Source organism: Rhodococcus sp. EPR-134 (genome assembly GCF_001647205.1).
GTDB lineage: Bacteria > Actinomycetota > Actinomycetes > Mycobacteriales > Mycobacteriaceae > Rhodococcus_F > Rhodococcus_F qingshengii.
Genome location: NZ_LVCT01000672.1, coordinates 25,645 through 52,185, shown reverse-complemented (window position 1 = coordinate 52,185; position 26,541 = coordinate 25,645). Strand labels below are relative to the sequence as shown.

Here is a 26,541-nt window from a genome sequence, read left to right as displayed (position 1 = left end):
CAGGTCACTTTCCCGGTTCAGGGTCGCGAGGCAGACCCAGGATTCGCTCACCGATGATGTTGAGCTGAACATTGGTTGTACCACCCGCGATGGACATGCACTGCGAGTTCAAGAACATCTGGGTTGCAGACATCCGATGCTGTTCGCCCAGAAGTGAACTCGGTCCGGCCCACTCCATTGCCACGTCCCAGACCTGCTGGATGTGCTCGACACCGATCAGCTTCGCCACCGAGGATTCGGCACCCGGCTGCGCGCCGGTGAGCGAGCGCAGCGTGGTGCGCAGACCGAGCAGACCACCGGATTGCGCGTCGCACAGCACCTTTCCGAGCACGGTCAGCTGCTCGTCGTCGATGCCACCGGGCAGTCCGTCGACCAGGCTCAGAAGAGCCTCGCCACCCGATCCGAGCGACGAGTCGTTGGACAGCGAGACACGCTCGTTGGCCAGCGTGGTGCGAGCGAGCTTCCAGCCGTCGCCTGGCTCGCCGACCAGGCACTCGTCGGGAACGAAGACGTCGTCGAAGAAGACTTCGTTGAACAGTGCTTCACCGGTGATCTCGCGCAGCGGACGAATGTCGAGGCCACTGTTCTTGATGTCGATGAGGAAGTAGGACAGGCCCTTGTGCTTGGGTGCGTCGGCGTCGGTGCGCGCGAGGCAGATTCCCCAGTGCGCGTCGCGTGCCATCGACGTCCACACCTTCTGGCCCTGCAACTTCCAGCCACCGTCGACCTTGGTGGCCTTTGTACTCAGCGCGGCGAGGTCGGAACCTGCGCCGGGCTCGGAGAAGAGCTGACACCAGACGATGTCGCCGCGCAGTGACGGCGGGACGAACTTGGCGAGCTGCTCTTCGTTGCCGTGCGCGATGAGCGTCGGGATGACCCAGTTGCCGATGATCATGTCGTGCGGCTTGATCTTCGCAGCGCGCAGTTCTTCGGCGATGACCAGCTGGCTGACGGCATCGGCGGATTTGCCCCACGGAGCCGTGAAGTGCGGTGCGGTGTAGCCCTTTTCCGCGAGATACGTTTTCTGGGCGGCGCCTTCGAGTTCGAGTGCAGGAGCGAGCTCGGCTCGGACGTCGGCTCGGATCGCCTCGGCCTCGGGCGGCAGCTCGACGCTGAGCACGCGACGGGTTCCGGCAATGGTCAGCTCGGCAACGCGACGACGCCAGGATGCCGTGGAACCCAGCAGAATTCGCAGGGACTGCGCGCGGCGCAGGTACAGGTGCGCGTCGTGCTCCCACGTGTAGCCGATTCCGCCGAGCACCTGGATGCAGTCACGCGTGACGGAGAAGCCAGCCTCGAGGGCCGTGGCTCCGGCGACGGCTGCTGCGAGAGAAGCCTCTTCGGCACCGACGCCGTTGGCGGGAGTCAGCGCATGCGCAGCGTCCCAAGCGCAGACGCGTGCCTGCTCGGAAAGCGCGAGCATACGTGCAGCCTTGTGCTTGACACCCTGGAACTGGCCGATCGGGCGACCGAACTGCTGACGTACCTTCGCGTAGTCGGCCGACGTCGTAACTGCCCAGTCGGCCAAGCCTGATGCCTCGGCCGCGAACAGTGTTGCGGCAATGTCCAGTACACGCTGGGTATCGATGGTGAGGATCTCGGAATCGGTGAGCACCAAACCGTCGACGGTGACCTCGGAGTTACGACGCACGACGTCGTAGCTGGCCAAGTCCGTGACCTCGAGGCGGTCACGTCCGAGCAGAACGAATCCGCTGTCCGTCGCGAGGAGGAACAGGTCAGCGACATGGCCGCCGAGAATAGGGCTGGACGTTCCGCTGAGGGTGGTGTTGTCGCCGTCGCGGGTGATCTTCAGCGAACCCGGCTGCAGTGCAACAGCTCCGAGCGTGCTGCCATCCACGAGCGTCGGCAGTCTGTCCGTTTCTCCGGCATCGCTGAGAACAGCGCTGACCACTACCGTCGGCAGGAATGGTCCGGGAACCATCGAGCGTCCAAGTTCCTCGACGACGATGGCGAGTTCGACCAATCCGTATCCTGCGCCGCCGAATTCCTCGGCTACGTGTAGTCCGAGAAGCCCCTGCTCGGCAAGCCCGTTCCAGAGTTGGGGGCGAGTTTCGACCTTCGCCTCGACGGCTTCACGGACGACGGTGGGTGTTGCGTGACGCGCCGCCCAGCCCCGTACGGAGTCGCGGAGGTCACGATCTTCTTCACTCAATCCAATAGTCATGTCTACCTCGTCAATTCGACAGTGTCAGTACGGGTCAGATGCGTTCGATAATGGTGGCGGTCGAGAGAGCGCCACCGGCGCACATCGTGACCAGAGCCGTCGACTTGTTCGAGCGCTCGAGTTCGTGCAGCGCAGTGGTGATCAGACGAGCGCCCGTGGAACCGACGGGATGTCCGAGCGCGATCGCACCACCGTTGACGTTGACCTTGGACAGGTCTGCGCCGTGAACCTGCGCCCAGGAGAGCACGACCGAGGCAAAGGCTTCGTTGATTTCGACGAGATCGATGTCGTCCAAGGTCATTTTGGCCTTGTCGAGCACCATCTGGGTGGACTCGATCGGCCCGTCCAGGTGATAGAAGGGATCGGATCCGACCATGCCGGACGCGACGATCCGCGCGCGGGGCTTCAATCCCAGTTCCTGTGCGCGCTCTTCGCTCATCAGCAGTACCGCAGCCGCGCCATCACTGATCTGCGACGAGTTGCCGGCGGTGTGGATATGGCCTTCGATGACCGGCTTGAGCCCAGCCAGCGCTTCTGCCGTCGTCTCACGCAGTCCCCCGTCGCGAGTGACAGTGGCGATCTCACCGGTAGGCACGCCTTCCTTGTCCACCACGGGAGCCTTGACGGGCACGATCTCGCGGTCGAAGCGTCCTTCTGCCCAAGCCTGAGCTGCGCGGCGCTGCGATTCCAGACCGAACGCGTCGACGTCGGCGCGCGTGATCCCACGCTTCTCGGCAATTCGCTGCGCGGAGGTGAACTGGTCACCCATGTCGATGGTCCAGTCGTCCGGGTACGGGTTTCCCGTTCCCGGTGCGTTTGCCTGACCCAGGAACACACGGCTCATAGCCTCGACGCCGCAGCCGATACCGGCCGAGATCTGACCAGACGAAATCAGGCCGGAAATCAAATGCACTGCCTGCTGGGCGGATCCACAGGCGCAATCGATAGTGGTTGCCGCGGTGCTGTACGGCAATCCGGCGTGCAGCCACGCCTGCCGCGTGACGTTGTTGGACTGCTCACCTGCCTGGGTGACACAGCCGCCGATGATCTGTCCGATGTCTTCCGGTGCGACGCCTGCCCGTTCGAGAACGCCGAGCTGCGCTGCTCCCAGAATCTCGGCGGGGTGCAGTCCCGCCAGGGCGCCGCGACGACGGCCGATCGGTGTCCGAGCGGCCTCGACGATGACTGCATGACCCATGATGTTCGCTCCTTCGTGGAGTTTTCGGTCGGCGAGCTGGCTCACCGTCTATTTTTCTGTAATTTATTCTATTAATGATGTCAGGGCAATGTCCGGATTGACATCAACTCCCAACCGATGCGGATTCAAAAATAGAATTGATTTCAATTTTGCGAACATGACGAACCCACCCCAGAGAGGGGCGAAGTCACGTCAGTGCCGTGAGAGATTCACCAGAAGCAGGTCGCATCCCTTGCGGATGTCGTACTCCGCATCGGGGATGGAGATTCGACCGTTGAGGCACGATTGGATGACCCCGAACCACAGCTGCATCAGCAGACGCAACCCGGTGTTGTCTTCCTCGGTGGGGTTCTCGATCCCGGCCGCGTCGAGGATGATCTGCCGGAAGCCGCGATCGATCTTTCCCACGTCCGGCACCGTCGCGACGTTGGCGGTACTGGACGACTGCAGCATCGCAGTCGAGAGAGCCGGCCGACGCAGTAACCCGCGAGTCGCGCGAACCAATACCTCGTACACCGCATCCTGCGGATTGTCCGACTGAACCTGATGCCTGACAAAGCTGGCACCGATCTGGTCGATCTGCTCGACCATCACAGCGACGAAGAGGTGCGTCTTCGAGGGGAAATAGCGATAAAGAGTGCCGATGGCCACGCCCGCCCGCTTGGCGACCTCGTGCATCTGTACCCGTGAGAGTTCCTTCTCGGTCCCCAATTCGGCTGCCGCTTCCAGCATCCGCACATGGCGCGCCCGCTGCTCGTCCGAACTGGGCTCTGCAGCGTCCCTGACCTCGGCAATTCTCGGCAACGTCGCCCCCATCATCGATTCTGTGTCCCGGTCGCGAACGACCTCGCCAATTCTCTCATCTCGACCACCCATCTCGGCATATTGCCCGCTCAGTGGGACCTGGCATGGCCTTCTCTCCCCGTGCGGTATTCCGTGGACACCCCACCCTCTTGGAGTTAGGACGCAATGATGCAGGACTGGACCAACGAGTGCGACGTGTTGGTAGTCGGCTCCGGCGGCGGCGCGCTGACCGGCGCATACACCGCGGCAGCTCGAGGATTGACGACGATCGTCCTCGAGAAAACCGATCGCTTCGGCGGAACTTCCGCGTACTCGGGCGCATCCATCTGGCTGCCGGGAACCCAAGTACAGGAACGTGCGGGACTCCCCGACTCGACGGAGAACGCACGCACCTATCTGCGCGCATTGCTCGGCGACGCCGAGTCCGAGCGCCAGGATGCCTATGTCGAGACCGCTCCCGATGTCGTCGCACTACTCGAGCAGAACCCGCACATCGAATTCGAGTTCCGTGCGTTCCCCGACTACTACAAGGCCGAAGGCCGGATGGACACGGGACGCTCCATCAACCCTCTCGATCTCGATCCTGCCGACATCGGTGACCTCGCCGGCAAGGTGCGTCCGGAACTCGACCAAGACCGCACCGGTCAGGATCATGCTCCCGGCCCGATGATCGGTGGGCGCGCACTGATCGGCCGACTGCTGGCCGCAGTCCAGAGCACCGGTAACGCAGAACTTCGTACCGAATCCATCCTCACCTCCCTGATCGTGGAAGGCGGTCGGGTTGTCGGCGCCGAGGTCGAATCCGGCGGCGAAACCCAGCGAATCAAGGCGAACCGCGGTGTGCTGATGGCAGCGGGCGGCATCGAAGGCAACGCCGAGATGCGTGAGCAGGCCGGCACCCCCGGCAAAGCGATCTGGAGTATGGGTCCCTTCGGCGCCAACACCGGTGACGCGATCTCCGCCGGAATTGCTGTCGGTGGCGCAACCGCTTTGCTCGATCAGGCGTGGTTCTGCCCCGGCGTCGAGCAGCCGGACGGCAGCGCCGCATTCATGGTCGGCGTTCGCGGCGGACTCGTCGTCGACAACGCGGGCGAGCGTTACCTCAACGAGTCTCTCCCGTACGACCAGTTCGGCCGGGCCATGGATGCGCACGACGACAACGGTTCTGCAGTGCCGTCGTTCATGATCTTCGACTCGCGCGAGGGTGGCGGACTACCTGCCATCTGCATCCCGAACACGGCGCCCGCCAAGCACCTCGAGGCCGGAACCTGGGTCGCCGCCGACACTCTCGAAGAACTCGCCGCCAAGACCGGACTGCCGGCCGACGCATTGCGCAGCACTGTCGAAAAGTTCAACGACGCCGCAAAGCTGGGAGTCGACGAAGAGTTCCATCGCGGCGAAGACCCGTACGACGCATTCTTCTGCCCACCCAACGGCGGCGCGAATGCGGCACTGACGGCGATCGAGAACGGTCCGTTCTACGCGGCCCGCATCGTCCTCAGTGACCTCGGCACCAAGGGCGGATTGGTCACCGACGTCAACGGTCGAGTCCTGCGTGCCGACGGCAGCGCCATCGACGGCCTGTACGCCGCCGGCAATACGAGCGCGTCACTGAGCGGCCGCTTCTACCCCGGTCCTGGCGTTCCGCTCGGCACGGCCATGGTCTTCTCGTACCGAGCAGCCCAGGACATGGCGAAGTAACCAGCACAACGAGGACGTGGGGCAGGCAATGTCAGAATCACCTGCCCCAGACTCTTTCGCACGGCGACGCGATTTTGTATCACTCCAGGTCGATACCGGGCAACCCGTCCACACTCTTCGCGTTCTTCTCGGCGCGATAGGCGATGAGCCGCTCCGGCCCCCTCTTCTCCGCTACGCGGTCGAGCACGTCACGATCGGATTGGTAGTCCATCAGCGGTACTGCGTATCCGCACGAATCCGAAATGCGCGTCAGATCGACCACGACGATCGACCGCAGCCCCGGGTGCTCAGGGAACCTACCGACAAGCTCGTTGAACGGTTCCGACCCTGCAAGCAGAACGTGTCCGTGACCGTGCAGTCGTACGATCTTCGGTGCTCCGTCAAACGCCATGAACATCAGTGTTATTCGGGAGTTCTCGCGCACGTGCGCGATGGTTTCCACACCGCTGCCGGTGAGGTCGAGGTACGCCACCCGGTTGGATGTCAGCACCACAAACGATCCGACTCCCCCTTTGGGTGAGCAATTGACCAACCCGTCAGCAGACAACGGTGCGGTGGCAACGACGAACAGCGGTTGAGCCTGCAACCACGTGGTGAGCTTTTCATCGATGCCTTCGTAGACGCGCCCCATGTCGAGAGTGTAGTTCGCGCCGACTGGACGTCACGGGGCAGACGCTGCGGCGGCTCGAATCTCCTCACACATCGCTGCGAAGACGCGGTCGTCGGCGGGATTCGCCGGCACCGCCAGTGCAATGCCGTCGCAGAGACTCGCGTATTTCGAACTCAGCACCTCGGGGAGTTCGGCGTAGGTGCATTGCGTGACCAGCCTGTCGAGAACATCGTCGGTGAGGACGTCAGGTAGTCGAGCCCAATCACCTGCCCGCGCCATCACTGTCAGTTCTTCCCCGACCTCGGATAATCCGAGGACCTCCAGCGCGACTCGGTACGCCGGAGTGGAGTAGAGAAAGGCAAGTTCACTGCGCACCGCTTCTCGTTGAGCAAGTATCGCGGCAGGATCTTTGCCGGTGATCATCTTCGGAACGGCAATCAGTCGCGGCTTCCTTCCTCCTGCCGTCAACGATGGAATGATCCTCTCCGCGAGCACCTTCGGATGGGAGCTGGTGGGGTGAGAAACAAAACCGTCGGCGACGGCTCCCGCCAGTGAGCACATGCGAGAGTTCACTCCCCCGGTCCAGATCTCCGGAGCCGGAACATCGAGCGGCCCCGGATTGAAGTAGGGCTGCAGCCGGTCGAAGGTATAGTGCGTTCCCGCATGGTCGAGTTCACCGCCCTCCTGAAACACTCGGAAGATCTCGCGTACAGCGCTGACGTAATCACGCAGTTGCGCAACAGGATCCGTCCACGGCATCGAGTACCGCCCGACGATGTTCCCACGCACCTGCGTCGCAAGCCCCAGTTGAAATCGCCCACCCGAGAAACCCGCAAGATCCCAGGCAGCCAAAGCCGTCACCATGGGACTGCGCGCAAACGCGACAACCATCGACGTCCGGACAGTGAGAGTACTGCTGTGCTCGACGGCCAGGGCCGCCACCGCAAACGGATCACGAATGGTTTCGGAGATGTGCACCGTGTCGAAACCAAGGTTCTCGATGCGTCGGACGTGCTGAGCTACCTGCCGCAGCGGAGTGTCGGCAGGTAGCGAGGTCACCAATTCCATATCAGCTCAAAGGCTCCAGGCGAATCGACAGCAGCTTTCCTTCGGTAGCCACCTTGCGAGCGTGTTCGTTGAAATCCGGGGCGGCACAAACGAACAGGGTACGACCGTCGGAACCGCCGAGTCCGCAAGCGAAGACACCGCTGTCGAAGGCAATTTCGTCGACTATCTCCCCGCTGGCGCCCACATGAAGAACACGGCTTCCGAGGGCATCGGCCACCCACATCGAATCGTCTCCGTCGATACAACACCCGTCCGCCGCAACGACGATCTGAGCGAGGGTGGTCTCCATCTCGGGTCCACCAGGCACCGGCCCGAACGACGCCCAGTCGCGGCGTTCACCCAGAGAGCCGTCGGCCTGGACGGCAAACGCACTGATTCGATTTCCCAGCGTTTCGTCCACGAGCAGATCTCCGGTCGACGTCAGAGCCATTCCGTTGGGGAAGTGGAGATCTCGCGCGACGACGTGCACCGATCCGTCCGGGTCGACGCGGAGGAGATCTGCCGTCTCGACGGGGGCCAGGTTCATCAGATCGAACCCGAAGTTGCCCACGTACGCTCGTCCCTGTGCGTCGACCAGCATGTCGTTGACGTTGGCACTGACGTACCCGGACAAGTCTGCGTGCACCACCAACTCGCCATCGGATTCTCGCCGCAGAATCTTCTGGTCCCGCATGGAGACGACCAGTAATCTGCCGTCCGGAAGCCACCCCAGCCCGGACGGCTGCCCTGGAACCTCCGCCTCGACGCGTATGTCTGTCCCGTCCTCGCAGGCCGAAATCACCTGGTAGGTGTAGAAGTCCGATACCCAGATCCGGTTCTCGTGCCAGCGCGGGCATTCGAAGTAGGTGTATCCCTCGAGAACTACCGCAACTTCTGGTGCCATCAGGCTCTCCTGCGTCGGTGACGAATGGACTATCAGCCCCATTCAATCACCGGCACCGCTGTCGCGGTGTCCGATTCCCGACTAGTCGCCGGCGCGAACTTCGTCCAACACGTCGAAAGCGGATTCCCATCCGTCGTACACATTCCCGTCACCCTTGAATCCCGGAATTCCTACCAGGTGGAAGGTCATCTCGGTTTTGTCACCCCGTTCTGCGAGCGTGACCGTTATCCGAGGTGCGGCATCCACCGGATCACTCGGATTTCCCCAGGTGAAGACCAGCCTCTTCGGCTCGTCGACCTCGAGATAGGTTCCGCCGGTGGGGTACTCGGCTCCGTTCTCGTCGTTGATCATCAGGTAGCGGTACGTTCCGCCAACTCTGGGATCGATCGTGACATGCTCACGAGGACTGCTGACACCCTTCGGATGCCACCAGCGCGCCGCCTCGTCGGGGTCGGTCCACGCCTGCCAGACAAGGTCGCGCGGCGCGTCGAAGATCCGGGTGATGGTGAATTCTGCAGTGGCATCGACGTTCTGGTCACTCATTGTCCTTCTCCTTCTTCGGTCGACGTTGTTTCAGCTCACGTAGACGCTCGTCGAGGAGGTCGAAGCGTTCGTTCCAGCCTCGCCGGTGTTCGTCGACCCAGGCGCTGGCGTCGTCGAGACCCTCTGCGCGAAGGGTGCACGTGCGCCATTGCGCGGTGGCGGTTCGTTCGATGAGACCGGCTCGCTCGAGCACCTTCAAATGCTGAGAGATGGCGGGTCGACTCATTTCGAACGGCTCGGCCAACTCACCGACGGTCATCGAACCATCAGTGAGGCGAGAGAGCATTTCACGCCTCGTCGGGTCGGCCAATGCGCTGAACACTGCATCGAGTCGGCCGCTTCGCTCGTCCATGTAAGCAACTCCTTAATTAAGGAATAGCTTAAACATAGGACTCGACATCTTGCGCGTCAACCCTTTCAGCTCCAGGTATATCGAAGCCGCTCGACGGTTGTCGCCTCGTCCATCTGGGAGAAAGTCTCGCGCTCAACTCCCTTCACTGACACCATCGCTTCGATGATCGACTCCCCGAAGATTTCCTTCGCCACCGAGGAGGAGTTGAACTTCTGCACTATCTCGCGCAGATCGGTGGGGACTCGGGTCACCCCGCGCTCATCACGTTCCGCCTCCGTGAGAGTCGACGGGTTCACCACAATTTCCGGCGGCAATGGCGAGGCATTGCCGATACCGATATGCGAAAGGCCAAGTATCGCAGCGGTCGCCAGATACGGGTTGGCCGATGGATCGACGATTTTCACTTCGGCGTTGGCGCCGTGTGGATTCGACGGTGACTCGGCGCAGAACCTCAGTGCCGCTTCCCGGTTCTCGAGCCCCCAACAGACGTAGGCCCCCGACCAATTGTCCGGTCGCAGCCTGACCCCGGAGAGCGGTGAGGACGCAAAGACGGCCGTGAATTCCGTGAGGTGAGAGAGGATTCCACCCAAAGCTGATGATCCTTTGTCGGTCATCCCGTACTCCTGCCCGCCACCGGAGAAGACGGGCCGCCCACCTGAGTTCAACGAAAAGTGCTGGTGTGCACCGTTCCCTGTACCTCCGATCGTAGGTATCGGTGAAAACGAGGCCGCCAATCCGTGGGCTCTGGCAGTGCGGCTGATCAAGATCCGGGCCAGTATCACCAGGTCGGCAGCCTGAACAGGAGTTGCCGGAGCGATGGAGATCTCGAATTGATCCGGTCCGTACTCTGCATGAACTTGCTCGATATGAAGTTGTGCGCGTTCGGCATTGCGCAGAAGGTCCTTGAGGAAGTCCTCGCGGCGCAGGACTGCACCTAACCCGTACGCCGACCACGCTCCGTTGCACGCATCACCGAAAAGAGTGAACTCGATCTCGTGACCCACCCGAGCTTCCAGTCCGTCGGCGGCAAGCCGCGCCACGACGGCAGTGAGTGCGGACCGAGTACACACGGCAGCCGTCGCACCGTCTTGCTCGTGCAACGTCGCCGGCGCCCACGACACGCCCCCGCCGAGATCACGGAGGTCGGAGCGGTCGATACGCAACCGGAGATCACCCACGACGGAAAAGGAATCGGTGAAGGCAATCCGATCGTCGCTACAGAAGACGTTCCAGCTCGGTGAGACTCCCGCACCGGCTTTCTCGAAGACACCGGTTCGGCCGGCCGGCATCACCTTCGCGCGCGCGACACCCGCCATGTCGACGATCGAGCCGATGGTCAGAGCCGGTACTTCCCTCATCCAAAGGCAAATACCCCACCCGGTGACGCGCCAACCCGTCAGATCAGGTTGTCCTCCACCGGCAGTCCGAACGCCGCCCGGCCGTAGAGCGCCAACGCGCGCTCGGGTTCGTTGGCAACGTGAACGCTGCCCGCATGAACGTCACGCCACGCACGCTCGATCGGGTTTCCGCGAGAGAGGGAGTTCCCGCCTGCCGTCTTGAAAAGCATGTCGATCGCTTCCACCGAGCGTTCCGTCGCACGAACCTGATCACGACGCGCACGCAGCCTCATCGAGAGTGGGAGCTCCTGACCGGCCACAGCAAGTTCGTACATCTCCCGGATATTGCGATCCATCTGCAGAATCGCAGCATCGATCTCCGACGACGCACGTGCGACGGCGACCTGAGCGAACTGATCCTCGCTGAACCGTCCACCACCCAAACTCAGACGGACGCGCTCACGCATCACGTCCAGGTACCCCTCGTAACAACCGGCGACGATGCCCACACACGGAGCGGCAACCGTCGAGGTGAAGATACTCCCGAACGGAAGCTTGTACAGCGGACCAGGATTGACTGCTTGGCCTGGGCCGCGAAGTTGTGCGGTCTCGTAGTTGCGCTTCAATCGGTGCTCGGGAACGAAGGCCTTGTCGACCACGATCTCGTTGCTCGCGGTGCCGCGCATCCCCACGACATCCCAGACATCTCGGATCTCGTAATCCGTACGCGGCACCAACACCGTCATGAAATCGACGGGACGACCATCCATGCCGACCACCATCGCGCCCAGCAATGCCCAACTCGCGTGATCACAGCCGGAAGAGAAGCCCCACTGGCCCGACAGTTCGTAACCACCGTCCACCGCCGTCAGTCGACCGACCGGCGCGTAGGCGGACGAGATGAGCGTCGTCTGATCCTCTCCCCACACGTCGGCCTGCGCTCGGTCGTCGAAAAGTGCAAGATGCCACGGGTGCACCCCCACCACCGACGCGACCCAACCGGTCGAGCCGCAGGCAGCCGAGATGGCCCTGACCACTTCGTAGAACTGAACCGGGTCGCTCTCGGCACCTCCGTATCTTTTCGGCGCCAGCATGGAGAAGACGCCGGCTTCGGACAGCTCCCGGATGGTCCGTTCGGAGATCTTGCGCGAATCGTCGACCTTCTGAGCGCGGGCCGCGATCTTCGGAAGCAGATCACGGACTGAACTCAGAACCTTGTTGACCATGGGAGACACTCCTCGCACCGAACCGTGAGGGAGCGGATCGGCAGATAGACATAACGGCTGCCCCGTCACGATATGTCGGTCACGCGTTCCGGTGATCGGAAGTCCCGGAGGCCGGGATCAGCCGCCGGATCCTCGCGCTCGCCGCTGGTCCCGGCCAGTGAGACGAGATCCCAGAGGCAATTCACGCTCCCCTAGCGTCGGGCGTCGACACTGCCCCTGGAAAGGACGGGACTCATCGTGACGATCACTCAGTCCGACAACGACGAGGTTCGCGAGATCCAAGCTGGAACCGCGCCTACACGCTTTGCGCGTGGATGGCACTGCATTGGACTCACGGAGTCCTTCAAGGACGGCCAGCCGCACTCCATCGAGGCGTTCGGCACCAAACTGGTCGTCTTCGCCGACAGTGAAGGCAACGTCAAGATCCTCGACGCGTACTGCCGTCACATGGGTGGCGACTTGAGCCAGGGCACCATCAAGGGCGACGCCATTGCCTGTCCGTTCCACGATTGGCGCTGGGGCGGCAACGGCAAGTGCCAGAAGATTCCGTACGCACGCCGCGTCCCCCCGCTGGCCAAGACGCGCGCCTGGCAAACCCTCGACCAGGACGGTATGCTCTTCGTCTGGCACGACCCCGAGGGCAACCCGCCGACCGACGACGTGGCTATCCCCCGCATCGAAGGCGCGCTCAGCGACGAGTGGAGCGACTGGGTCTGGTACACCACGACCGTCGACACCAACTGCCGCGAAATCGTCGACAACATCGTCGACATGGCGCACTTCTTCTACGTGCACTACTCCTTCCCGACGTACTTCAAGAACGTCTTCGAAGGCCACGCCGCAACGCAGTACATGCGCGGCGTCGCTCGCTCGGACATGCGTCCCCACGCAGCAGGCACCCCGAAGATGGTCGGCAGCAACTCGGTTGCCACGTACTTCGGCCCCTCCTTCATGGTCGACGACCTGACCTACGAGTACGAGGACTACAACGTCGACTCTGTGCTCATCAACTGCCACTACCCGGTCAGCGCTGACAAGTTCGTGCTCCAGTACGGCATCATCGTCAAGAAGTCGGATCGCTTCCAGGGTGAAGCCGCCGACGCGATGGCCGCGAACTTCGGCACGTTCATCGCCAAGGGCTTCGAGCAGGACGTCGAGATCTGGAAGAACAAGACTCGCATCGAGAACCCGCTCCTGTGCGCCGAAGACGGCCCGGTCTACCAGCTCCGTCGCTGGTACGAACAGTTCTACGTCGATGTCGCGGACATCGCTCCCGAGATGACCGAGCGCTTCGAATTCGAACTCGACACCGCGCGACCCGTCGCAGCCTGGCAGAAGGAAGTCGAAGACAACCTCGCTGCAAAGAAGGCAGACGAAGATGCAGCCTCTTCAGTGCGCTGAGTGCAAGGCTCAGGTCCTGGTCCAGAAGAACAGTTGGGAACACACCACCGTTCAGTGGAGTGACCAGGCCCGCGCCCAGTGCCTCGAAATCGCCGACGACCGTGAATTCGGGCAGCGAGAGGGACGACCCGGTGCCCCTCGCAAGCAGTGCGGCGCCTTGATCGCGTCCATCGTGAACGCTGCAACAGCGGGCCAACTCGAGATCCTCAACGACGAGCCGGTGCCTCAGCCGATCGTCGACGACAGCGAACCCGTACCGACTCCGTTTCACTAGTCAAGCCAACATCTTTCGAAGAAGGTAGTAATGATCGATCCTCAGTACTACGGCCCGTGGGCAGTCATCGCCGGCGGTTCAGAAGGTGTCGGCGCAGGGTTCGCCGACGAGCTCAGCAAGATCGGCATCAACCTCGTTCTCATCGCCCGCAAGCCGGGCCCGCTCGAGGAGACCGCGGCCAAGGCACGCGCCAACGGCGTCGAAGTACGCACTCTCGCATTGGATCTGCTCGTTCCGGACGCGCTCGATCAGATCAAGGCGGTCACCGACGACGTCGAGGTCGGCCTGCTCATCTTCAACGCCGGCGCCAACAGCTACGGCCACGAGTTCGTGACCGGTGATCTGACGGGATTTGCCGGAGTCATCGAGCTGAACATCAACAAGCAGCTCGAACTCTCGCACCACTTCGGCGGATTGATGAAGGATCGCGGACGCGGCGGCATCATGCTGCTTGGTTCGCTGGCCGGATTCATGGGCTCCGAGCACCAGAGCATCTACGCGGCGTCCAAGGCATTCGGGCGCATCTTCGCCGAAAGCCTGTGGCTCGAACTCCAGCCGTACGGCGTTCACGTCGTCGAGTTCATTCTCGGTGTCACTCGCACACCCGCTATGATTCGCGCGGGACTGAACTTCGACATCCCGGGCATGAACGTCGCAGAGCCCGAAGATGTTGCACGTGAAGGTCTCGAACACCTTGCCGACGGCCCGATCTGGGTGGCTGCAGGAAACTACGAAGGCGCCAAGAAGCGCAGTGGCTTCCCCCGAGACAAGATGGTCAAGGGTGCTGCCGAAGCGATGCGCAAGCTGCTCAACCGCTGACATCTGCTGTGCGCCTTTATTAACCCCCCGACGTTAAGAAAGGCGCACAGCATGAGCATCGACATCACCACTCTTCTCGACGAACGCGAGATCACCCGCTCCATCTTCGAGTTCGCCCGAGCCATGGATGCGCGAGCGTGGGATGAACTCCACCGGATCATGACGCCGGACGCTACGGCAGAATTGGGCACCGGAACTCTGTGCGGACCCGCCGAGGTAGTGGCGTCCATCCGCTCGTTCCTCGACGAGTGCGGTCCCACCCAACATCTGATCGGTAACGTGCTGGTCGAGGTGGTCGGCGATCTCGCCACCAGCCGCTCCTATGTCAGCGACATGCATGTGGGCACCGGGAGCAAGGCTCACCTGAACTTCTTCACCCTCGGCGACTACCACGACTCATGGGCGCGGATCGACGGAAAGTGGCGAATGACGCACCGCACCAAGCATTCACACGCCAGTCAGGGATCCATCGAGGTTCTGGGCGCCGGCCCCAGCGGTTGGCGGAGCTGATTCAGCTCAACATCGACGAACGGCCGGTCGCGAGCGGACTCTTGCTGGTGAGTCCGCCGTCGACCACCAGGGTCTGCCCCGTCATGTAGCGAGATTCGTCCGAAGCCAGGTAGACCATGGCATGCGCGATGTCTTCGGGTTCGCCGAGGTAAGGCAGGGCGTTTGCCTGCTTCATGCCGTCGATGACATCAGCGGGGATGTTGTCCACGAGAGCGGGTGTCATGATCGCGCCCGGCGCTACGGCATTGCACCGAACGCCGTTTGCTCCGTACTGGACTGCGATGTACTGCGTCAGACGAATGACTGCCGCTTTGGCGGATCCGTAGGCAGACTGCAGGGAATCCCCGATCAATCCACCTACCGAGGCCGTGTTGACGATCGATCCTCCACCGGCACTGTTCATGTGCGGAATGGCAAGTCGTGAAGCGACGACAGTGCTGCGGACGTTGAGCGACATCACGCGATCCCACTCGTCCAAGTCCATCCGGAGCAGGTCGAGATCCTTGCGCGGGTTACTACCGCCCACGTGATTACACAGGACGTTGATGCCGCCGAATTCGGCGACCGCCTTTTCGATCATCGCTGCCAGAGAGTCCTCGTTCATGACATCGACGCCGAAACCCATTGCATTGCCACCGGTCTCGCGAATCGCCACCGCTGCTTCCTCTGCACGCGCAGGATCGAGGTCGGCGACCAGCACCTTGGCGCCCTCTGCCGCCATGAGTTGTGCTGCTGCACGCCCGATTCCACTGGCGGCGCCTGTGATCACTACATTCTTGCCTTCGAGCCTGTTCATATCTGTTCCTTTCGCGGAGAATCGCCGTACCCGGATCTCACGTGCCCGGAGTTGACAGCTCGGCGATTGCCCGATCACTACCAGTCAACGCAGGATCGACAGCCTCGTCCAACTTTCTTGAATGAACTCACAAGTACGCGACCACGGCCCGCGCACCTGCTACACCGCCGAAATCGAGTGGCGACGGAAGACCTCACTGTGCTGAAGTGGCACTATGCAGAATTCTGTTCGACCGCTGTCCATCGACGACCTCGACCGTGCCGCCGAGGTTCTCGGCGAGGCGTTTGCCGACTACCCCTGGACGAACTGGTGCGTCGCCGAAGACTCCCACGTGGAACGCGTCGCGACTCTGCAACGGATCTACCTCGAACACCTGGCACTACCGTTCGGGCGTTCCTACATCGACGATTCCGGCAACGGCGTCATCGCAGTCCTGCCGCCGGACACTCCAGAGCCTGATGAAACGACCGTCGAGAAGATCGTCGAACTGCACGGAGATCGGTTCGAGCGCGTTCTTCAGGCTGACGAACAACTGTCTGCGCTTCCCGTCCCCGACAACGCGTGGTCGTTGGCAACGATCGGTACGACGCCGCGCTCACGCGGAACCGGATTGGGTTCTGCGCTACTGAAACATGCTTTGGCGGAACTGGATCGAACCGAACAGAATTGCTGGCTCGATACGTCGACCGAACGAAATCTACCGCTGTACCAACGGTTCGGTTTCACGATCGTCGGCCAGAACTCGCTCCCCGACGGACCGGACGTATGGCGGATGCATCGACTTCAGGGCTGATTGTTCGACTTCAGCACTCGCCGAATCATTTTCGACAACGACGCGTATTGGGTGATCGTGTTGACGGCGATCCACCTCGAGACCGGCCACGTCCGGGTCCACGAGAAAACCCCGACCGACAGCAGGTGATCGTCGTCAAGGGTCTCGATGTAGTTGCGCAACATCGCAACAGCAGCTCCCAAGCGGTCACGAAGCTCCTGAGCCGGAATGTCGATGCTCGCGTCGACAACCGACTGGTTCAGTGCGGGTGTTTGCGTCCACTTGTAACCCGCCGCCGGCGTCTGCGGAGCCTCGTCTCGCAGCCCGGCACCTATCCACTCTGCGACGGCCTCTGCCCACCAGACACGCACAGCGAGTACGTCGTGCACCGTCCACGCGTCGACGGCAACGGCGTCGAACGCATCGGCCTCGGCGACGCCGTCGAGTAACGCTTCGAGTTTCGAATACGCCGAGTCCAGCTCGCTCACCAGTTCTTCGCGTGACCAGGTCTGCGCCACAATGCCTCCGAACGATCAGTGGAGAAGAAAGAAGCGGGACCATCTCGACTCGATGGCCCCGCCTCCAACTTTAACGTCCTCCCGGATTCAGTTCAGCTCACCCAAGAACCTTCCGAGGTTCTCGGCGATTTCCTTCGACCTGGTGTGGTGCAGGTAGTGGTCTCCGTCCAGCAAGATCACCTCTCCGTGATCGACGGAGGCTGCCTGCCCCTCGTGCAGCTCTGTCCAGCCCTGAACTTCTGAATTGTTCACGGCGAACAACAGAATCGGAAGATCGGCTGGGAACGTCTTGCCGATTGCTTCAGCGAAGTTACTGGAAAGATGATCCATCTCGTTGAGATAGGTATCGCTGAAGTTGTTCTTCGCAGTCAACTGTCGCATCTCGTCCTTTGCGGCGGGATCGAGGTACTCGTCCGAGGCTTCACCACCGACGACCTTGGACAGCAATTCCGCCAAGCCCAATTGCCTTCCAACTCGGAGTGCGTCGATCGGGAATTTGGTATCCATGTTCGGCTGCCCTGGAACACTGCTGTCGATACCCACGAATGCGGTGACCTCGTCACGGTACTTCGCGGTGTAGTCCAGCGCATAGAGACCAGTGATCGAGTGCCCCATGAGGATGTATTCGTCAATTCCCAGCGACTGTACTGCCGTATGAATCTCTTCGACGATGTTCGCAGTCGTGCGGTCCTTGTCCGTTCCGTCACTGTAGCCGTAACCGAAGGGCTCGATCGTGACGACGCGGTAGTCGGGTGCGAGCTCGTTGACAAGCGGTGTGAAGTCGAGAATCGGTGCGGACGTTCCGAACCCGGGTAACAGCACTATGGTCTGATCGCCGTTGCCGCGGATCGAGTAGCTCATGTTCTTTCCGTCGACCGACACGAACTGGTTGCCCGTCTCCCCGGCCGGAACGCTCGCTTTGCTGGAGCCGACATTGAATACGAGCGCTATCGATACCAGCACAACCAGAACTACGGACACCGAAGCAACCAGCTTCAGTGCAACGGTACGAATCTTCTTCATTCTCATCCTCATCTTCTCGGGCGTCGATACGGCTAGGAAAGGCTCGACATCGAGGCCGCACTGATCTCGTCGAGCACACGCAACACGTTGTTGCCCATCAGCTTTGCCAAGTCCTCCGCGGACCAACCGCGTTCCGCCAGACGGTCTATCAACACCGCGAAACCGGATACGTCCTGCATACCGTCCGGAAAGTCGTCGAACCCATCGTAGTCACTGCCCAAACCGATGTGGTCGATGCCCGCGACGTCTCGGGCATGCTCGACGTGGTCGGCGAGATGGTCCACTGTCATCGCCGGTCGTGGGCCGACTCGCCCGCCTTTGAACCATTCGTTGTACTCGGCAGAAAGGAACATGGGTACAAAGGCGATCATGATGACCCCGCCGTTGTCCGCGAGCAGTCGCATGACGTCGTCGGGAACATTACGGGGGTGACCGCATAGCTGAGAGCACGACGAATGGCTGAAAATCACCGGCGCCGACGACGTCTCGATGGCATCTCTCATCGTTTCCACCGAGACGTGCGACAGGTCGACGAGTACGCCGAGCCGATTCATTTCGCGCACGATCTCGCGACCGAAGTCGGTCAGCCCGCCGTGTACTCGAGTGTCCGTCGCGGAGTCCGCCCACCCGGTGTTGTCGTTGTGCGTCAGCGTCATGTACCGAAGACCAAGGCGCGCCATCATTCTCAGGACACCGAGCGAGCTGCCGATGCTGTGACCGCCCTCCGCGCCCAACAAGGACGCGACCTTGCCCTCGCTCCAGATGCGACGCACGTCGTCACCTGTACGCGCGAATTCGAAAGTATCCGGGTATCGCTCGATCATCCGGTACACGTAGTCGATCTGTTCGAGTGTGTACTGAACCGCCTCTGGCTCCGTCCGGTCACACGGGGTGTAAACCGACCAGAACTGCGCACCGACGCCGCCGCGACCGAGTTTGTCGATGTCGGTTTGGAAGATGGAATCCTTCTCGAGATTCTCCACCGAGTATGCGGCAGTTTCGCGAGCCGTCCAGGCCAGATCGTTGTGACCGTCGATGACCGGCGCAAGGCCGTAAGCATCCAGTGCCGCGGGGTGATTCACGTCCGGAAAAGGAGCGAGAGGTTTCATCATGAGTTTTCCTCGAAAAGTAGTGCGGGCAGGTCGAGGGCCCTCATCGCCTTCGACCTGCCCGAGATTTCATTCAGCGGAGAGAATCATCTCGCCGCGACTAGTCGGAAATCTTCTTGAAAAGCCTTGTCATGTAGAGATATTGCTCGCCATCGATCGTGAGATGAGCCATCTCACCCGAAGCGCTCTCGTTACTGATCAAGAACCGGGAGGCGGACAGAGGTACGACCTTGGTGGGCGGAGCCGGCGGCTCGCCGTCGATCTCGACCTTGGCGAAGTTCTGCACCTGGAATCCGCCGTCCTCGCCGCGCGTGAGTTCGATTCGCACGGTTGTCGATTCATAGGTTCCGAGAATGTGCGACAGGTCTATGTCTTCCGCATTCGGCTCGGACTTCGGCTCCGGCAGAACGAGATCGAGCTCCTGGGCGATCTCCTTCTCGATGTCGTGGGCCAGGGCGCCGCCGCCACGCGAGTTGGTCACCACGGCCATGGCGAGACCGAGCTCGGGGAAGGTGTGAAAACGAGTGATCTGGCCGATTGTCGCACCACCGTGCTGCGCGGACGTCACGCCACCCCAGTCGGACAGGATCCAGCCGAGACCCCAGGCCTGATCGACGCTCGAGACCGCGGTCAGGTCGAATTGCGGAGTGCGCATCAGGCGCGCGGATTCTTCGGACAGAATGCGTTCACCCGTCAATGCGAGTCCGTCACGCATGTGTGCAGCACCGAAGGTCAGGAGCGAGCTGACCGATCCGGTGATGATCCCGGCCGGACCGATACCGCGCGGAAGCAGCCACTGCTTGGTCGGAATCACCTTGTCCGGCGACGTCCGATCCGGGTTGGCCACGTGGCCGACGGCCGTGCGGAACAGCGGCGCGTCCTTGGCCTTGGTGATGATGTGCGTCAATCCGAGTGGCTTCCAGAGATATTCGACCAACGCCTCGTCCCACGTCATCTCACGAAGGACCTCGACGATGCGGCCGGCAACGGCAAAACCCGCGTTGCTGTAACTCAGATGCCCGCCGGGCTCGGTGACGCTGATCGCGGTCGCGAGTTCGTCGACGTACTTCTCGACGCAGTCGTCACCGTCACCGGTGTCGTTGAACAGGTCTCCGTCGATACCGCTTGTGTGCGTGAGCAACTGGCGGATCGTGATTTCCTTCGTGTTGGAAGGATCCGCGATCGTGAACTCCGGAAGCACCTCCACCACCAGGGTGTCCAGCGTCAGCTTGCCCTCGTCGACGAGCTGCATGATCAGCGTCGTCGTCCAGATCTTGCTCGCGGATCCGTACTGGAACAGGGTGTCTGCGTCGACGTCGACGCGCGTGTTCAGGCTCGTCACTCCGGTGGTGATGACACGGATGTCCGCCGCGCCGTCTTCGCCCAGCGCGATCACACCGACCTGCGCGCCCGGTACCGAATGCTTGGCTGCCAGTTCGTCGAGGCGTTCCTGCCACTTCGGGGCGACAAGTAGGTCCTTGGGCAAGTCGGTCACAGGTCGAACTCCTTCGATCATGGAAGCGAGCGGCGTAGACGGCGTTGCTGGGATCCGCTCAGGTCTCACTCGTCGGGAAGTGAGGTTGCGGAAGCAATAACCGTCCACCCATGATCTCAGTGTGCTCGCAGTCACGTCCTGGTCGATTGCACCGAAGTCGGCCCCGAAAATGGTGCAATCGGACGAGCGAGTGTTCAGGATTCGCCATTCGAAACGATCAGCGCTCGAAGGTTCCTTCCAAGCGATTGCGTGAACCCGGATGGATCAAGCGCGCCGCGCTGACCAATCCGTTAGCCGACCAGGTGCGGCGGCGAATCAGCAGGCACGGTTCCCCGCGATCGATGCGTAACAGCTCGCATTCGTCCGGGCTACCCAACACCGCTTCCACGACATGCTCGCCGCGAACCAGAGGCGCAACGTCACTCAAGTAGTTGTTGGGGGTGATCGCGGTGAAGTCCTGGCGCAGATAGTCGGGCGCCTCGTTCGGATTCACGAATCGGTCTTCCACCTGAATCGGAGTTTCGTCCTCGAAGTGCACCATCAGCGAATGGAACACCCGTTTGCCCACCGATTCACGAAGGAACGTCTGCCCGTGGTCGGTTTCTTCCTCACGAACGAAGACGACCTCGGTTCGATGACGGTGGCCGCGGCGCTGAATCTCGTCGGCGATGTTCTTGACTTCGAACAGCGGGGACGCGGTCTTCGTGGCGGCGACAAAAGTACCGACCCCCATCATCCGCACGATCAGACCGTCGCTGGTGAGTTCGCGAAGCGCTCGATTGATCGTCATTCGTGACAACCCCAGCGCACTGACCAGTTGATTCTCCGAAGGCAGCTGATCGCCTTCGGTCCACCGACCCGAGTTGATCTGCGAGACCACGAGGTTCTTGACCCGTTCGTAGGCAGGGGCGGACTCGCCGCCTGCCTCGTTGAACAGCACGGCGAGTTCTGCGTCCACTTCGGCAATCGCCATCGCCACCACCCGTTCGTCGAAAACCACCGAGTCGGTTCTCCCGTTCGGCCTCCGAAGTCTATCCGCCTCGTGCACCTTTCCGATCCATCCGCGAGCGTCCGCGCCGGACCTAACCCACCATGCGCCGCAATTGGCTCGTCGCAACCGAAAGCGCAGCAAGATCGTGTTGCCCGGACGCCTCGATCTCTGCGAGCGCGAGAGTGGACCTCTCGATTCTCGACGCATTCCTTTCTTCCCACCTCGAGAGTTTTTCCGCTGTCGTGTCACCCGCTTCCGCGTCGGCCAAGACGTCGAGGGTCAGGGCCCGCACCGTCGAGTACAACTCGTCCCGCAACGACAACCTCGCCAACGCGTTCCATTTTCCGTCCTTGCTCAATGCCGACACTCGATTGAGCATCGGGACGAGCCCAACATGCTCACCGAGCCGGAAATAGAGTTCGCCGGTCTCCGAGATCGTCCGATCGGCGAGGTCCGCGATCTCCACCACGTCGAGCAGTCCGAACTGATCGAGCAATATCTCCACTCGCCTGACCAGGTTCTCCGGCGCGCCCTTGTCCGTGATGAGGACCGTTCGCGCAGCCAGGTTCCGCTGATCTGCGCCTACCAGCCAGCCATCGAGCTCTGCCGACGCCTCCGCGAGGCGATCACCGAATCTGCTGATCTCGGCCCCGACGGCCAGCGGTTGCGGACGACGTGTCAGCATCCACCGTGACGCCCGGTCGAGCAGTCGCCTGGTGAGCAGGATCAACTCGTCGGATACGGCGGTCGAGATCGAGGCTTCGCTGATGTCGTGCCACAACTTCCACAGTCCGAACACCTCGGAAACCACGGTGAAGGCACGTACCGCGTCTTCCGGATCAGCGCCGACCTCTTCACCGAGCCGATATGCATAGGTGATGCCGCCCCGATCGATGACGTTGTTCGTCAGCACGGTCGCGACGATCTCGCGCCGCAGTGGGTGCCGGTCGAGGGCGTCGCCCCCTGCAACTCGAACGCCCTCCGGAAAGTAGTTCACCAGCGCCTTGCGGTAGATCTGGTTGTCGATCGAGCTTCCCGCCAACAGCGTGGATTTCAGATCGAGCTTGACGTGGGCCATCAGTGTGGCGAGTTCCGGCGACGTCAGCCCCGTTCCCGACTTCTCAGCCGCGGCGAACTGCTTCTTGGTCGGAAACCCTTCGATGACACGGTCGACGATCCCGCGCGATTCGAGGTTGGAAATCACTCTGCCGTGCACACCGATCATCGCCCCCGCATCCGCCCGCGTGGTACCCATCAGTTCGTTCTGCGAACGGTTGTCTGCGAGAACGAGTTCTGCGACCTGGTCGGTCAGCGATTCGAGTAGTGCGTCACGACGTGAGTCCGTGACGACGCCTGAGCTGATCAGGGAGTCGAGAAGGATTTTGATGTTCACCTCGTGGTCGGAACAATCGACTCCGGCCGAATTGTCGAGGGCGTCTGTGTTGATCCGTCCACCGCCGCGTGCGTATTCGATCCGTCCGGCCTGGGTGAGGCCGAGATTGCCTCCTTCACCGATCACTCGGGCACGCACTTCGTTGCCGTTCACCCGAACGGCGTCGTTGCTCTTGTCGCCGACTTCGAGGTCGGACTCACCGGAGGCCTTGACGTACGTTCCGATGCCGCCGTTCCACAACAGATCTGCCGGGGACCGCAAAATCGCCCGAACCAGTTGCGGTGGAGTCAGTTCGGTGACGCCGTCCTCGAGGCCCAGCGCCTCTCGTATCTCGTCACTGATCGGAACGCGCTTCGCCGAGCGTTCCCACACTCCGCCGCCGGCACTGATCAAGGTCGGGTCGTAGTCGGCCCACGAGGATCGGGGGAGCGCAAAGAGACGTGATCGCTCGTCGTACGAGCGCTCAGGCGACGGGTTCGGATCGACGAACACGTGCCGATGATCGAACGCCGCGATCAGGCGAATGTGCTTGCTGCACAACATACCGTTGCCGAAGACGTCGCCACTCATGTCTCCGATCCCCACCGCGGTGAAGTCATCGTGCTGGGTATCGACGCCGAGCTCACGGAAGTGCCGCTTGACACTTTCCCAGGCGCCCTTCGCCGTGATACCCATGGCTTTGTGGTCGTAGCCGACCGACCCGCCGGACGCGAAGGCGTCGCCGAGCCAGAATCCGTACTCCGCGGCAACCTCGTTCGCGATGTCGGAGAACTTCGCAGTTCCCTTGTCCGCGGCGACAACAAGATACGTGTCGTCTCCGTCGTGGCGAACGACCCGCCGCGCCGCGACAACGGCCCCGCTCTGCTTGTCGACGTTGTCGGTCAGATCGAGTAGTCCGCGAATGAAGGATCGGTAGCAATCGATCCCGGCCGCCAACGCAGCTTCTCGGTCTGCGTCTGCGCCCAGCCCTGGAACCGGTGGGCGTTTGACGACAAATCCGCCCTTCGCTCCGACAGGCACGATGACTGCGTTCTTGACTGCCTGCGCCTTCACCAATCCCAGTACCTCGGTGCGAAAGTCCTCTTTCCGATCCGACCAGCGCAAGCCGCCGCGAGCCACCGTACCGAAACGAAGGTGCACACCTGCTACATCGGGTGAGTACACGAATATCTCGAACTTCGGTCGAGGGAAAGGCAATACGGACAGCTTCTCCGAATCGAACTTCAACGAGAGCGCGCCGAGCGATTCAGTGGGATACACGAAATAGTTGGTACGCAACGTGTTACGGACCAGTTCGGACAACGCGCGCAGGATCCGATCGGCGTCGAGTCCTTGCACCTGCGCCACGGCCGTTTCCACGTCCGCTGCTGCACGTGCACCTCGATCTCCGTCGACGACGTCAGGATCGAAACGGCTCTCGAACAATTCGCACAATCTGCCGGCGATCTCGGGATGATCGGCAAGTACCTCGGCGACGCGACCGGTGCTGTAAGGAAATCCCGCTTGCTGCAAGAACTCCGCGTACGCCCGCAGCACCACTACCTGTTTCCAGCCGAGTCCCGCGATCGCGACCAATTCGTTGAACGAGTCCGGCTCGGCGTCACCGTTTCGAACCGCGGCAAACGTCGCCCCGAATCGCGCAGCAAAGTTGTCGAAGCCTTCGACCGGAGCACTCGGGTAGTAGAGCGTGAACTCGTAGATCCTGGACTGTTCGGTTCCCACCGGTGCGATCTCGTACGGACGTTCGTCGACCACTTCGACGCCCAGGCTCTGCAATACGGGCAGCACCTCGCCCAGAGAGAGCGGATCACCCGAGACGTACAGCCCGAGACGGTGAGTACCCGGTCCGTCGACAGATCGGGCCAACCGTGGACTTACTTCTCCGGGCGCGAGGCCCTCGAACACCGCCATGTCCTCGGCGGCTCGGACAGCGTCGAAATCCTGCTTGTATGCCGCCGGAACTCGCTCGGCGAACCGAGCACGCCTGCGCCGCTCGTCGTAGTGCGAAGCATCCAGAACGAATCGTTCGTCCCACGTCAGGCACGCGTCGACGACGAGGTCCCGAATCTCCCGTGCTTGTCGCGCCGACGCGAAGTTCGCGCCGCCGCCGACTGTGGCCGTGAAATGTACGACGGCCAAGGGGGATTCCGAGACTCGACTGGAGAACTCGATATTGTGGGCACCGAGTGCGTCGGCGAGTACCGACTCGGCCGTTGTTCTGATCGTCGTACTGAATTTCTCGCGCGGAACGAAGAGCAAAGCCGACAACTCTTGATCTCGCCCTGTCGCCGGGGAACTTCCCACCGGTTGCAAGAACAGATGGATCGATGTGCGGCCGTCCACGGAAGTGAGTTCGTCCAGCGCGTCCGCGATTCGGGCCGGCTCGGCCGCCAGGAGCACTGTGACCGGAATCGACTGAATCACTGCCAGCATCGATTGTCCGACAAACGAATCGACGGTGGATCCTGAGGCCTCGAAGATGTCTGCGACGCGTCCTCGCACGAGCGGGGTTAGCCTGACGTCGGCGACGATACCGGTCGCGGTGAAGAACCCGACGAATCGGTACGCACGGTCGCCGACGGACACGTCGATCGCGGTGGCGTATTCGGATCCACCGAACCCTTGCCGGAGGTACACCACTGCAATCGCGAGGGGCGCCGCTTTCGAATCCGAAGAGCCGGTTGGATCGGGGAGCACGCCGATGGCGTACGGCTCGTCACTGTCGACAGTTCGCGCACCACCGATGACACTGAAGTTTCCGGCGCTGCACCACCGGAGAAAGTCAGCTTCTTCGGCGTAGCCGTTCGAGTCCAGTTGCTCGCGCGCCTCGTCGACGAGGTCCCGCAGGGGCACGGAATCGCGGAAGGCACGCGCGATACGGTCGAGGATTCCGGCGACGTCGTCCGCGATCACCTGCGCCTGCGCGTCCGAACAGTGTGCGGGTAGTCCTATGTGGATCCATGATTCGGTGCGCTCCCCGGCCCGGGCGTCTTCGGTGCTGTGCGCCGGTTGTACGGCTGTGCGAAGCACGGGGTGCACCACGAATTCAGGTTCCACGCGGGCACGGGCAAGTGTCGCCAAGACCGCTTCGACGAGCTGCGGCATGTCGTCGCTGACGTATTGAATCGCGGGGCCATCCCCTAACTCCCCGGCCGGCGCGAGTCGCGAGATCGACGAGTTGTGTCCTCGTCGACGCGAAAGGTCCATGTGCGCGGCGACAATCGCCAGCTTGCGGTCTTCGGCGAGCGCAGCGTATCGATCCGCCGACAAGCCCTCGAAATACGTACTGGACACCCTCCTCACATTCTCGGAGTCCGGTGTCGTGTCGACTGAAACGAGGCTCATGTCAGCACCTTCCGTCGAAAGCCACGCTGCTTCCGAGTTGTAGTGGGTTCGATCCGCAATCAACTTGTCTATACAGGCTTAGACAAGTTGATCATTGCAGAACGTGAGCCGCGACACAACAAATTCACCCCTGGACAAATTCGCCACCCTCGGCCATAGTCAGTCCGTGCCAACTAGTGGCAATTCGA

23 protein-coding genes are annotated in these 26,541 nt (G+C 61.9%); 6 read left to right on the top strand and 17 right to left on the bottom strand.

Going from position 1 to position 26,541, the window contains the following annotated elements:
• Positions 1–4: 4 nt before the first annotated feature.
• The 3 genes from A2J01_RS29270 to A2J01_RS29260 form a co-directional block, all read right to left on the bottom strand.
• The gene (locus A2J01_RS29270; RefSeq protein ID WP_064114132.1) at positions 5–2,185 is read right to left on the bottom strand and encodes an acyl-CoA dehydrogenase; all 2,181 of its coding nucleotides are present in this window, start codon (positions 2,183–2,185) and stop codon (positions 5–7) included.
• Positions 2,186–2,219: 34 nt separating this feature from the next.
• Complete coding sequence (locus A2J01_RS29265; RefSeq protein WP_007732681.1) at positions 2,220–3,383, bottom strand: steroid 3-ketoacyl-CoA thiolase; 1,164 nt, start codon at positions 3,381–3,383, stop codon at positions 2,220–2,222.
• Positions 3,384–3,575: 192 nt separating this feature from the next.
• Positions 3,576–4,202: a TetR family transcriptional regulator gene (locus A2J01_RS29260; RefSeq protein WP_030536987.1), complete on the bottom strand. Its 627-nt coding sequence runs from the start codon at positions 4,200–4,202 to the stop codon at positions 3,576–3,578.
• A 153-nt stretch (positions 4,203–4,355) separates the two neighbouring features.
• Between A2J01_RS29260 and A2J01_RS29255 the strand changes: the two genes are divergently transcribed.
• Positions 4,356–5,888: an FAD-dependent oxidoreductase gene (locus A2J01_RS29255; protein WP_064114139.1), complete on the top strand. Its 1,533-nt coding sequence runs from the start codon at positions 4,356–4,358 to the stop codon at positions 5,886–5,888.
• Between the two features lie 79 nt (positions 5,889–5,967).
• On the opposite strand, the gene A2J01_RS29250 is transcribed toward A2J01_RS29255, so the two are convergent.
• The 7 genes from A2J01_RS29250 to hsaA all read right to left on the bottom strand — a co-directional run bounded on the left by A2J01_RS29250 (position 5,968) and on the right by hsaA (position 11,907).
• A complete protein-coding gene (locus A2J01_RS29250; protein WP_064114131.1) occupies positions 5,968–6,519 on the bottom strand; it encodes a pyridoxamine 5'-phosphate oxidase family protein in 552 nt (183 codons plus the stop codon).
• A gap of 30 nt (positions 6,520–6,549) precedes the next feature.
• Entirely contained in the window at positions 6,550–7,566 is a 1,017-nt protein-coding gene (locus tag A2J01_RS29245; protein WP_042924836.1) for a TIGR03617 family F420-dependent LLM class oxidoreductase, read from the bottom strand.
• Between the two features lies 1 nt (position 7,567).
• Positions 7,568–8,449 (bottom strand): SMP-30/gluconolactonase/LRE family protein, encoded by an 882-nt coding sequence (locus A2J01_RS29240; protein WP_030536983.1) that lies wholly within the window; start codon positions 8,447–8,449, stop codon positions 7,568–7,570.
• 81 nt (positions 8,450–8,530) lie between these two features.
• The gene (locus A2J01_RS29235; protein WP_042448421.1) at positions 8,531–8,992 is read right to left on the bottom strand and encodes an SRPBCC family protein; all 462 of its coding nucleotides are present in this window, start codon (positions 8,990–8,992) and stop codon (positions 8,531–8,533) included.
• Entirely contained in the window at positions 8,985–9,344 is a 360-nt protein-coding gene (locus A2J01_RS29230; protein WP_003940373.1) for an ArsR/SmtB family transcription factor, read from the bottom strand. Before A2J01_RS29230 ends, A2J01_RS29235 begins: the two co-directional genes overlap by 8 nt.
• Positions 9,345–9,409: 65 nt before the next feature.
• Positions 9,410–10,702 carry a glutamine synthetase family protein gene (locus A2J01_RS29225; RefSeq protein WP_042448424.1) on the bottom strand — a complete coding sequence of 431 codons (1,293 nt, stop codon included), beginning with the start codon at positions 10,700–10,702 and terminating at the stop codon, positions 9,410–9,412.
• Between the two features lie 38 nt (positions 10,703–10,740).
• A complete protein-coding gene (gene hsaA, locus A2J01_RS29220) occupies positions 10,741–11,907 on the bottom strand; it encodes a 3-hydroxy-9,10-secoandrosta-1,3,5(10)-triene-9,17-dione monooxygenase oxygenase subunit (RefSeq protein ID WP_042448427.1) in 1,167 nt (388 codons plus the stop codon).
• 237 nt (positions 11,908–12,144) lie between these two features.
• Here hsaA and A2J01_RS29215 point away from each other — a divergent pair, with 237 nt between their 5' ends.
• Genes A2J01_RS29215 through A2J01_RS29200 form a run of 4 tightly spaced genes read left to right on the top strand, consistent with a single transcriptional unit; the run spans position 12,145 to position 14,911 of the window.
• Positions 12,145–13,308: a Rieske 2Fe-2S domain-containing protein gene (locus A2J01_RS29215; protein ID WP_064114130.1), complete on the top strand. Its 1,164-nt coding sequence runs from the start codon at positions 12,145–12,147 to the stop codon at positions 13,306–13,308.
• Positions 13,286–13,582, top strand: coding sequence for a hypothetical protein (locus A2J01_RS29210; protein WP_047270703.1), 297 nt, complete (start codon positions 13,286–13,288; stop codon positions 13,580–13,582). The genes A2J01_RS29215 and A2J01_RS29210 overlap by 23 nt, the downstream gene beginning before the upstream one ends.
• 30 nt (positions 13,583–13,612) lie before the next feature.
• A complete protein-coding gene (locus tag A2J01_RS29205; protein WP_020909164.1) occupies positions 13,613–14,401 on the top strand; it encodes an SDR family NAD(P)-dependent oxidoreductase in 789 nt (262 codons plus the stop codon).
• A gap of 51 nt (positions 14,402–14,452) precedes the next feature.
• A complete protein-coding gene (locus A2J01_RS29200) occupies positions 14,453–14,911 on the top strand; it encodes a nuclear transport factor 2 family protein (RefSeq protein ID WP_030536978.1) in 459 nt (152 codons plus the stop codon).
• A 1-nt stretch (position 14,912) separates the two neighbouring features.
• On the opposite strand, the gene A2J01_RS29195 is transcribed toward A2J01_RS29200, so the two are convergent.
• Positions 14,913–15,707, bottom strand: a complete 795-nt coding sequence (locus A2J01_RS29195) for an SDR family NAD(P)-dependent oxidoreductase (protein ID WP_003940521.1) — start codon at positions 15,705–15,707, stop codon at positions 14,913–14,915.
• Positions 15,708–15,921: 214 nt separating this feature from the next.
• Here A2J01_RS29195 and A2J01_RS29190 point away from each other — a divergent pair, with 214 nt between their 5' ends.
• On the top strand, positions 15,922–16,500 hold the full coding sequence (locus A2J01_RS29190; protein ID WP_064114129.1) for a GNAT family N-acetyltransferase: 579 nt from the start codon (positions 15,922–15,924) through the stop codon (positions 16,498–16,500).
• Here the strand turns inward: A2J01_RS29190 and A2J01_RS29185 are convergent.
• The 6 genes from A2J01_RS29185 to A2J01_RS29160 all read right to left on the bottom strand — a co-directional run bounded on the left by A2J01_RS29185 (position 16,491) and on the right by A2J01_RS29160 (position 26,353).
• Positions 16,491–16,997, bottom strand: a complete 507-nt coding sequence (locus tag A2J01_RS29185; protein WP_003939682.1) for a ClbS/DfsB family four-helix bundle protein — start codon at positions 16,995–16,997, stop codon at positions 16,491–16,493. The genes A2J01_RS29190 and A2J01_RS29185 overlap by 10 nt on opposite strands.
• A gap of 87 nt (positions 16,998–17,084) precedes the next feature.
• A complete protein-coding gene (locus A2J01_RS29180; protein WP_007732711.1) occupies positions 17,085–18,020 on the bottom strand; it encodes an alpha/beta fold hydrolase in 936 nt (311 codons plus the stop codon).
• Between the two features lie 32 nt (positions 18,021–18,052).
• Positions 18,053–19,132: a dipeptidase gene (locus A2J01_RS29175; RefSeq protein ID WP_064114128.1), complete on the bottom strand. Its 1,080-nt coding sequence runs from the start codon at positions 19,130–19,132 to the stop codon at positions 18,053–18,055.
• A 97-nt stretch (positions 19,133–19,229) separates the two neighbouring features.
• On the bottom strand, positions 19,230–20,624 hold the full coding sequence (locus A2J01_RS29170; protein WP_003940270.1) for a serine hydrolase domain-containing protein: 1,395 nt from the start codon (positions 20,622–20,624) through the stop codon (positions 19,230–19,232).
• Positions 20,625–20,841: 217 nt separating this feature from the next.
• Complete coding sequence (gene hutC / locus A2J01_RS29165) at positions 20,842–21,597, bottom strand: histidine utilization repressor (protein WP_024487384.1); 756 nt, start codon at positions 21,595–21,597, stop codon at positions 20,842–20,844.
• 109 nt (positions 21,598–21,706) lie between these two features.
• Positions 21,707–26,353 carry an NAD-glutamate dehydrogenase gene (locus tag A2J01_RS29160; RefSeq protein WP_231916040.1) on the bottom strand — a complete coding sequence of 1,549 codons (4,647 nt, stop codon included), beginning with the start codon at positions 26,351–26,353 and terminating at the stop codon, positions 21,707–21,709.
• Between the last annotated feature and the right edge of the window lie 188 nt (positions 26,354–26,541).

Coding starts and splice junctions, on each gene's coding strand:
- A2J01_RS29270 (WP_064114132.1), bottom strand. CDS start 2,185: ATGACTATTGGATTGAGTGAAGAAGATCGTGACCTCCGCGACTCCGTA.
- A2J01_RS29265 (WP_007732681.1), bottom strand. CDS start 3,383: ATGGGTCATGCAGTCATCGTCGAGGCCGCTCGGACACCGATCGGCCGT.
- A2J01_RS29260 (WP_030536987.1), bottom strand. CDS start 4,202: ATGATGGGGGCGACGTTGCCGAGAATTGCCGAGGTCAGGGACGCTGCA.
- A2J01_RS29255 (WP_064114139.1), top strand. CDS start 4,356: ATGCAGGACTGGACCAACGAGTGCGACGTGTTGGTAGTCGGCTCCGGC.
- A2J01_RS29250 (WP_064114131.1), bottom strand. CDS start 6,519: ATGGGGCGCGTCTACGAAGGCATCGATGAAAAGCTCACCACGTGGTTG.
- A2J01_RS29245 (WP_042924836.1), bottom strand. CDS start 7,566: ATGGAATTGGTGACCTCGCTACCTGCCGACACTCCGCTGCGGCAGGTA.
- A2J01_RS29240 (WP_030536983.1), bottom strand. CDS start 8,449: ATGGCACCAGAAGTTGCGGTAGTTCTCGAGGGATACACCTACTTCGAA.
- A2J01_RS29235 (WP_042448421.1), bottom strand. CDS start 8,992: ATGAGTGACCAGAACGTCGATGCCACTGCAGAATTCACCATCACCCGG.
- A2J01_RS29230 (WP_003940373.1), bottom strand. CDS start 9,344: ATGGACGAGCGAAGCGGCCGACTCGATGCAGTGTTCAGCGCATTGGCC.
- A2J01_RS29225 (WP_042448424.1), bottom strand. CDS start 10,702: ATGAGGGAAGTACCGGCTCTGACCATCGGCTCGATCGTCGACATGGCG.
- hsaA (WP_042448427.1), bottom strand. CDS start 11,907: ATGGTCAACAAGGTTCTGAGTTCAGTCCGTGATCTGCTTCCGAAGATC.
- A2J01_RS29210 (WP_047270703.1), top strand. CDS start 13,286: ATGCAGCCTCTTCAGTGCGCTGAGTGCAAGGCTCAGGTCCTGGTCCAG.
- A2J01_RS29205 (WP_020909164.1), top strand. CDS start 13,613: ATGATCGATCCTCAGTACTACGGCCCGTGGGCAGTCATCGCCGGCGGT.
- A2J01_RS29200 (WP_030536978.1), top strand. CDS start 14,453: ATGAGCATCGACATCACCACTCTTCTCGACGAACGCGAGATCACCCGC.
- A2J01_RS29195 (WP_003940521.1), bottom strand. CDS start 15,707: ATGAACAGGCTCGAAGGCAAGAATGTAGTGATCACAGGCGCCGCCAGT.
- A2J01_RS29190 (WP_064114129.1), top strand. CDS start 15,922: ATGCAGAATTCTGTTCGACCGCTGTCCATCGACGACCTCGACCGTGCC.
- A2J01_RS29180 (WP_007732711.1), bottom strand. CDS start 18,020: ATGAAGAAGATTCGTACCGTTGCACTGAAGCTGGTTGCTTCGGTGTCC.
- A2J01_RS29175 (WP_064114128.1), bottom strand. CDS start 19,132: ATGATGAAACCTCTCGCTCCTTTTCCGGACGTGAATCACCCCGCGGCA.
- hutC (WP_024487384.1), bottom strand. CDS start 21,597: ATGGCGATTGCCGAAGTGGACGCAGAACTCGCCGTGCTGTTCAACGAG.
- A2J01_RS29160 (WP_231916040.1), bottom strand. CDS start 26,353: ATGAGCCTCGTTTCAGTCGACACGACACCGGACTCCGAGAATGTGAGG.